At 62.8% G+C, this 8436-nt stretch carries 3 protein-coding genes; all 3 read left to right on the top strand.

Features of this window, described 5'->3' with window-relative positions; all coding sequences use genetic code 11:
• Positions 1-2006, top strand: a 2006-nt coding sequence (locus VME63_RS05295) for a non-ribosomal peptide synthetase (protein WP_325431000.1), incomplete at its 5' end; no start/stop codon positions are given.
• A gap of 3 nt (positions 2007-2009) precedes the next feature.
• The gene (locus VME63_RS05290) at positions 2010-4799 is read left to right on the top strand and encodes a type I polyketide synthase (RefSeq protein ID WP_325430998.1); all 2790 of its coding nucleotides are present in this window, start codon (positions 2010-2012) and stop codon (positions 4797-4799) included.
• Positions 4800-4883: 84 nt separating this feature from the next.
• On the top strand, positions 4884-8436 hold a 3553-nt coding region (locus tag VME63_RS05285), incomplete at its 3' end, for an aminotransferase class III-fold pyridoxal phosphate-dependent enzyme (protein WP_325430996.1).

Genomic DNA, 8436 nt, shown 5'->3' with positions numbered 1-8436 from the left:
GCATGCAGGATCATTGGCGCCGGGTGCTCCAAGCGATGGTATCGGCCGATGGCTTGGCGCGTGAGGTGTGGGAGATCGATCTGCTCGGCGAGCAGGAGCGCCGGCAAGTGCTCGCCACCTGGAATACGACGGGCCGTCCCTACGAGCGCAACCAGGGCCTGGCTGCGCAGTTTGCGCTGCAGACAGACCGCCACCATGAACGCGTGGCGGTGGCGTACGGCGCCGACACGCTTACTTATGCCGACCTGGACCATCGCTCCAATTGCCTGGCGCGGTATCTGCGCCGACACGGTGTAGTGCGGGGCAGTGTGGTCGGTCTCGCGCTGGAACGTTCAGTGGATCTGGCGATCGCGGTGCTGGCGATCCTCAAGGCGGGTGGCGCGTATCTACCGCTGGATCCGGCGTATCCGGCGGAACGCCTGCGCTACATGCTGGAGGATGCCGATGCGGAGGTAATCGTCGGCTACCAAGCCACGGCGCCGGATGTAGGCAACCGCATCCGCGTATGGCTGGATGAGGTAGCGACAGCGGCGGCGATCGCACGCGAATCGGATGAGGCGCTGGTGCCGATCAGCGGTGGCGACGACCTGGCGTGCGTGCTCTATACCTCCGGCTCGACCGGGCGCCCCAAGGGCGTAGGGATCGAGCAGCATGCGGTTACCCGTCTGGTCCGACATACGGACTATATGCAGCTGGATGCCGACGACCGGGTCGCGCAGATTGCCACGGTGTCCTTCGATGCTTCGACGTTCGAGATCTGGGGTGCGCTGCTCAATGGAGCCCGGCTTGAAATCGCCCCGCCCAAGCTGTTTTCGCCGCAGGATATCGGTGCCTTTATCCGCGAACGCAAGATCAGTGTGATCTTGCTGACCGCCAGTCTGTTCCGCTTGGTCGTGGATCAGGTACCCGAGGCGCTGTCGGACTTGAAATACCTGTTTTCCGGCGGCGACGTGCCGTCGCCGCCGCATGTGCAAAAGGCTGCCGGATTGTTGCGAAACGGCCAGATGGTCAACGCCTATGGCCCGACCGAGGCGACCACCATCGCCTGCACCTACCGGGCAGCTGCAAGTGATGTCTACGTGCGCAGCACACCGATCGGCACGCCGATCACCAATGCGCAGGTGTACATCCTGGACGAGCGGATGGCGCCGGTGCCGTTGGGTGTGCATGGCGAGCTATATATCGGTGGCGGCGGCGTGGCCCGCGGTTATGTCAATCGTCCGGAACTGACCGCCGAACGCTTCGTACCCGATCCGTTCGGTGCGCAAGGCGCACGCTTGTATCGCACGGGCGATATCTGCCGCTACCGTACGGACGGGCAGATCGAGTTCATGGGCCGGCGCGATCACCAGGTGAAGATCCGCGGTTTCCGCATCGAGCTGGGCGAGGTAGACGCATTGCTGCGGCAGCATCCAGCGGTACGCGATTGCGTGGTGCAGGCGAAGGACGTACAGGGCGACAAATGGCTGGTGGCCTATGTCGTCGTGGGCGAAGAGGCCGGCGTGGCCGAGCTCAAGCGCTATCTGCGCGATCGCGCACCGGACTACATGGTGCCGGGCCAGTTGCATCGGGTCGAGCGCATTCCCTTGAACGCCATCGGCAAGATCGACCGCGCGGCGCTGCTAGCTATGGAACAAGAGGATCCGGCCGAGGCGCTCGATGCACCGTCGAGCGATATCGAGGCGATCGTCGCCAGGATATGGTGCGACTTACTGGAACGGCCATTGGTCGGCATCCACCAGAATTTCTTCGACCTGGGCGGCCATTCGTTATTGCTGATCAGGATGCAGAACTTGCTGGAGCGCGAGTTCGGGCAGCCCATCTCCGTCGTCACGCTATTTCACTACACGACGATCCAGTCGCTAGCCGCCTATCTCGCGCATCAGGACGCTTCCGCGCCGGATAGCAACATGGCCGCCAGGGCAGCCAAGGGCATCGACCGCCTGAGAAAGCAAAGCGGCTTGATCCGCAAGGGTAGCTACAGCTCTGTTGCGGAGGGGGAGTAGATCATGGAAGCGCAAGCTGCCACTGGGCTGGAGATCGCCGTGATCGGCCTGAGCTGCCGCATGCCCGGTGCGGGTAATGCGCAGGCTTATTGGGACAATCTATGCGGCGGAGTGGAGTCCATCACCTTCTTCGCGAACCGCGAAGAAGTACCGGGGTCAGCTCCTGGCTATGTCCCGGCACGTGGCGTGGTGAACGATGTCGACGCCTTCGATGCGGCGTTCTTTTCCATGACGCCGCGCGAAGCCGAGCTTACCGATCCGCAGATCCGCATCTTCCTGGAGGCCGCGTGGGAGGCGATGGAATCGGCGGGCTATCCCGGCATGACACATGCGCAAAACGTGGGCGTTTTCGCCAGCATGAGCACCAGTAGCTATCTGGACGGCGTGAAGCTGGATACCAACAGCGCCCAGCATTACAAGCTGACGCTCGGCAACGAGCCTGGTTTTCTCGCCACCACGGTGTCTTATAAGTTCAATTTCTGCGGCCCCAGCATGACGGTCCAGACCGGTTGCTCCTCATCGCTGGTCGCGGTGCGCATGGCCTGCCTGAGCCTGCTCAGCGGCGAATGCGATATGGCGCTTGCCGGCGGCGTGTCGCTGAGTTTCCCGTTGCAGTGCGGCTATGAATTCCAGGAAGGAAGCATCCTGTCGCCGGACGGCCACTGCCGCCCCTTCGACCGCGCCGCCGCGGGCACGGTGCCCGGTTCCGGTGTCGGTACGGTCGTTTTGAAGCGTCTCGAAGACGCGCTGGCCGATGGCGACACGATCTATGCGGTCATCAAGGGTTCGGCGATCAACAATGACGGCGCCGCGAAAGTCGGCTACACCGCGCCCAGCGTGGACGGGCAGGTCGGTGTGGTGCGCATGGCCCACGCCGTGGCAGGCATTGCGGCCGATACCATCGGCTATGTCGAAGCCCATGGCACGGCGACCAAGCTGGGCGATCCGATCGAGGTGGCGGCGCTCACCGAAGCGTTCGCCATGCGTGACAAAACGAACGTATGCGGCCTGGGGTCGGTCAAGTCGAATATCGGACACCTCGATTCTGCCGCCGGCATCGCCGGCCTGCTCAAAGTGGTGTTGATGCTCAAGCACCGCAAGCTGGTGCCCAGCCTCCATTTCCAGGCGCCCAACGAAGCGCTGCATCTGCATCGCAGCCCGTTTTTCGTAACCACCGAGCTGGTCGATTGGCAAGCGCAAGGGCCGCTGCGCGCGGGACTGAGTTCGTTTGGCGTCGGCGGTACCAATGTGCATATGGTTCTGGAAGAAGCGCCGGGCAGGCGAGCCAACCGGCCGGCGCAAAAGTGGCAGCTGATTCCGGTGTCGGCACGCACGCCGGCGGCGCTTGCCGCGGCGTTGGCGAATCTTTCCAGCGGCATCGACGCGTCCTCGGCCAGCCTGGAAGAGGTGGCCTATACGTTGCAGGCGGGTCGAAAGGCATTCGAATACAGGCAGGCGATCGCTTGTAGCGACCTCCAATCCCTGCAGGCCTGGGCCGCATCTTCCACCACGGCGCCGGCGCAGCGAGCGCATGAAGGTGAGCACAAGATCGACGCGGTGGTGTTCGCCTTTCCCGGACAAGGTGCGCAATACGTGGGCATGGGTGAAAGCCTGTACCAGGACTACGCATCGTTTCGCGCGGATGTCGACCATTGCGCCAGCCTGCTGCGGCCGACGCTCGGCATCGATCTACGCAGCATCATGCATGGCCCGGTTACGCCCGAAAAAGAAGCGATGCTGGCGCAGACGCAATTTGCACAGCCGGCGCTGTTCGTTATCGAATACTGCATGGCCAGGCTGCTTATGCAACTGGGCATCACGCCGTCTTACTGCATCGGCAACAGCCTTGGCGAATATGTCGCCGCATGCCTCAGCGGGGTATTTACGCTGGAAGAGGCGCTCAGGCTGGTATCCGTGCGTGGCCGATTGATGCACGCCACGCCGCCTGGGGCGATGATCGCGGTTTCGATGCCAGCCAGGGAAGTCGAGGATTATCTGGCGGAAGGCGTTTCGATCGCCGCTATTCATCACGAGCGGCGCTGTGTCTTATCGGGCGATCCGCAAGCCATGCTGCACACCAGCCGGCGGCTGGAGGCGGCGGGCATCGCGCAGGTCCATCTCAAGACCACGCGCGCTTTTCATTCACCGCTGATGGACCAGGTGCTGCCTGACTTCGCGGCCGCCCTGGCCGATATCACGCTACGCGCACCTGCCATGCCCCTTATTTCATCGGTAAGCGGCGAATGGCTTAGCGATGCGATGGCGACCGATCCTGGATATTGGGTGAGCCACCTGCGTGCCCCCGTACTGCTCGCTCCCGCGTTCGAGAACCTTGCCGGGCAGCGGCAGTGCCGGGTGCTGGAAGTGGGGCCGGGACGATCGATGGCGAGCTTGCTCAAGCTGGCTGGCGGCACGGCGTTGGTTTGTCTGGGCAGCCAGCGTGAAGCGCCGCTGACGAGCAAGCATCTGTTGGACGCCGTCGGCCGGCTCTGGCTCGACGGGGTGTCCATCCACTGGCATGCGCTGCATACCCGTCGCCCTGGCCGGATTCCCTTGCCGACCTATCCCTTCCAGCGGAAACGGCATTGGGTGACGCGTGAAGAAAAAGCGCCAGTCAGCGAACGTCGCAACATGGCCGAAGCCGTGCAGCCGGTATCGAGCGCATACGGTAATGGCGAGGCGGATCGTATGCCCGGGCAGGACATAGATATCGAACAACTACTCCATCGCCAGCTGGAAGTGATCGAGGAACAACTGAAGTACCTGGATGCAACGTCATTCCCCCTCCCATGAACCGGGTCGAGGAGCGACGTACAGGCGTGTCGAAAATGAAAGCGAGCGAATCGGCGTTTACCGTGACATGAAGGATGTGGCTACATGAGTCTTGAACAGATCAAGCACGAAGTCCTGGCACGCATCAAGGACATCTTCGCCGAGGCCATCGGCGTGCCGGTCGCGGAAGTTTCCACATCGGTAAGCCTGATCGAGATGGGCGCCGACTCGCTTATTCTCCTGAGCATCAGCCGGCTGATCGAGGAGAGCTTCGGCGTCCGTATTCCTTTCAGGGTGTTTCTCGAGGATCTGATCGATATCGGCCGCATTGTGGCTTATCTTGCAGCACAGCCCGGGCTCAAGCCGCCTGCGTCATCGCGTGCGCCGAGCGAGCCCACGACAGTCATGCGCAATCCTCCGTCACCCACGCCGGCCGCGACGATGGCACAGCGTTCTGCGCCATTGCCGCCGACGCCACGGGCCACCGCCGTGGCCTCGTCCGCCACCGATTCATTGACGGCCATTTTTCAACGGCAATTGGAGGTCATCCATCGGCAGATGGATATCCTCAACAAAAGCGGCATCACCGCCGCGCAAACATCCAGGCCCGAGTACGCGACAGCGGGCGAGGCGGCATTGGCGGCGAACGATGTATTCGTCGAGCGCGAACCCGCGGACGCACCGATACCATCGGATGATGCGGCAGCCGCAGCGAATACCAACAAGCAGCCAATCACGCCTGCGCCTTTCGTGCCCTTGAAGGCGCCATCGAGGGCCATAGTTACCGGTTTGACCAAACATCAGAAGGAACATATCGGCGAGCTGGTCGACACGATCTGCCGCCAGGCGCCCCGATCGAAGGCCGTGATCCAGCAAGGACGCGCCACCATGGCCGATAGCCGTGGCATTTCCGGATACAGCCAGCAGTGGAAGGAAATGATCTTCCCGCTCGTGGCCGAGCGCGCCTTCGGTGGCCGTTTCGTGGATATCGATGGCAACGAATATATCGACCTGGCCATGGGCTACGGCGCACTGCTGTTCGGGCATACCCCGGCCTTCATGCTGGACGCACTGCGCCAGGATCTCGACAGCGGTTTGAAAATGGGGCTGGAGCGCGAGATCACTCGTGCCAACGCGCGGCTGCTCTGCGAACTGACGCAGAACGAGCGCGCGACGTTCCTCAATTCAGGCACCGAAGCGGTGATGACCGCCTTGCGGCTGGCGCGCACCGCAACGCGGCGCGACAAGATCGCGGTGTTCGAGGGCTCCTATCACGGGACCTTCGACGGCACGCTGGTGTCCAGGATGCGCTCCACCGGCGGCGCTTTCCACACCCGGCCGGCCGCACCCGGCGTGCTGTCGGGCATGGTGGATAACGTGCTGCTGGTGAAATACGACGATCCGGCATCCTTGCAGCTACTGAAAGACTCCATGAGCGAGCTCGCGGCGGTGCTGGTCGAGCCGGTGCAAAGCCGTCGACCGGACCTGGTGCCGCTGGATTTTCTGCGCGAGCTGCGCGACATCACCGCCGCGGGGGGTACCGCGCTTATCTTCGATGAAGTCATCACCGGCTTCAGGGATGGCCCCGGGGGCTTCCGCGCGCGCTCCGGAATCTGGGCCGATATGACGATTTATGGCAAGGCGCTGGGAGCCGGGTTGCCTGTGGCCGCGATTGCCGGGACAGCGCAATTCCTGGACGCGGTCGACGGCGGCCAGTGGGCGTATGGGGACGATTCGTTTCCCGAGGCGGGCTTGACGATTTGCGCGGGCACTTATTTCAAGCATCCGGTCATGATGTCCGCGGTGGCCTCGGTGCTCGAACATGTCGTACGCGGCGGCAGCAGGCTGACGCAGCAAGCCGACCGCCTCGCGGGCTATATAGCTAGCGAATTGAACCTTTTTTTCGAAGCCTGGGGCCTCCCGCTTGCCGTGGCCCAATACGCCTCGCTGTTCCGGTTTCTCTATGCGCCCGAGCATCGCTTTCTGGATCTACTGTTTTTCCATCTGCAGGCAAGAGGCGTCTACATTCCGGAAACACGTAACTGTTTCTTGTCCACGGCGCATACTGAAGAGGATGCGCGGACCATCGTGCAGGCGGTAAAGGACAGCGTGTTCGCGCTGGCTGCTGCCAAGCTGTTGCCCGAAGGGCGTTTCGCCTCGCCGCTACCGAAGGCGGCCGATCGCAGGGAGACCCTGGCATATCCGCTGCTCGACGCGCAGAAGCAGCTATGGTTTCTGGCGCAGGACGATGCGGGCGCGAACGCGGCCTACAACCAATCGATCGGCCTGCAAATTCGCGGCCCGCTGGATACCCAAGCGCTGTGGAAGGCCGTCAACCGCGTCATTGAAAGGCATGAAGCGTTGCGCTCGACGATCGATGCGAATGGTGACGCTCAGTCGGCCAGTTCGCAGGTCATGCTGCCACGCGCGCATGCGGATTTTTCATCGCTGCAAGAGGACGAGCGCGACTCCCGGCTGAGCGCGCGCATGCTTGAACTTGCCCGCATGCCGATGGACCTGGCGACGGGACCGCTGGCGCATGCCGAGCTGATCAAGATGGAAGCGAGCCGGCACGTTCTTGTGCTCACGGTCCACCATATCGTTATCGATGGCTACTCGATGGGCGTAGTAATCGACGAACTGCAGGCCTGCTATGCGGCGTTTGCGGAAGGTCGCAAGCCGATGCTGCCGGAGCCCATGCAATTTCGCGAATTCATCGGAGCCCAGCATGCCGCGGCCGGTGACGGGCCGCAGAGCAGTCGTGCCTATTGGGCGCGGCGCCTGGAAGCGCCACCGCTGCTGGAGCTGCCGCTGGATGGACGGCATGGCAGCGGCGATCGCTATGCGGGCGACGAAGTGGTGCTGGAATTACCTGCGCAGATTTGGAAAGACGTGCAGGCAGCCGCGACGACTTGCGGATGCACGCCATTTGCCTTGCTGTTCGGCGCGTTCAGCCTGTCGCTGCATGAATGGACGGGGCAGTCCGACCTGATCGTGGGCGTGCCGGCCGCGGGGCAATTGGCTGCCCGCAATCCTGTGCTGGTGGGCTACTGCCTAAATATGTTGCCGATTCGCACTCGCGTAGCAGGCACCACGGTGCTGCGCCAGTATCTGAAAGATTTGCAAGGGCATCTGCTTGAGGCCCACGAGCACGCCGATTATCCCTTTATGCGCATGGTGGAAGATGCGCGGCCGCAGCGCATCGCCGGCCGCTTGCCGCTGATCGAAGTCAGCTTCAACCTGGATCGCATGGCGCCCGCCCGCACGTTCGGAGCGGCGGCCGCCGAAGTCAGCGCGAATTTCAATGGCACATCGCCGTTCGATCTAACCGTCAATGTGGTCGAGCGGGCAGGTGAAGGCTTGCAGTTGCGCTGCGCATACAGTCTCCTGCTGCTCGAACGCTCCAGCGTGGAACGCTTTGCCTCCCGCTTTAAAGCGATGATCGAGTGCCTCGTCAAGGATGCTGGCCTGAGCTGGAATGCCGTATCCACGCTAAGCGACGAAGAACGCCGGCAGGTGCTCACCGCCTGGAACGCGACCGCCCGCCCGTACGAGCGCACGTCATCGATCGCCGCGCTGTTCGCGCAACAGGTGCAACGTCATGGTGATCGCATCGCGGTGGAGTTCGAAGCGGACACGCTGACGTATACGGAGCTGG

The sequence above is a fragment of the Dyella sp. genome (assembly GCF_035503745.1).
Lineage (GTDB): Bacteria > Pseudomonadota > Gammaproteobacteria > Xanthomonadales > Rhodanobacteraceae > Dyella_B.
The sequence above is the reverse complement of the archived record's forward strand: the minus strand, read 5'-3'. Positions and strand labels throughout refer to the sequence as shown.

Coding starts and splice junctions, on each gene's coding strand:
- VME63_RS05290 (WP_325430998.1), top strand. CDS start 2,010: ATGGAAGCGCAAGCTGCCACTGGGCTGGAGATCGCCGTGATCGGCCTG.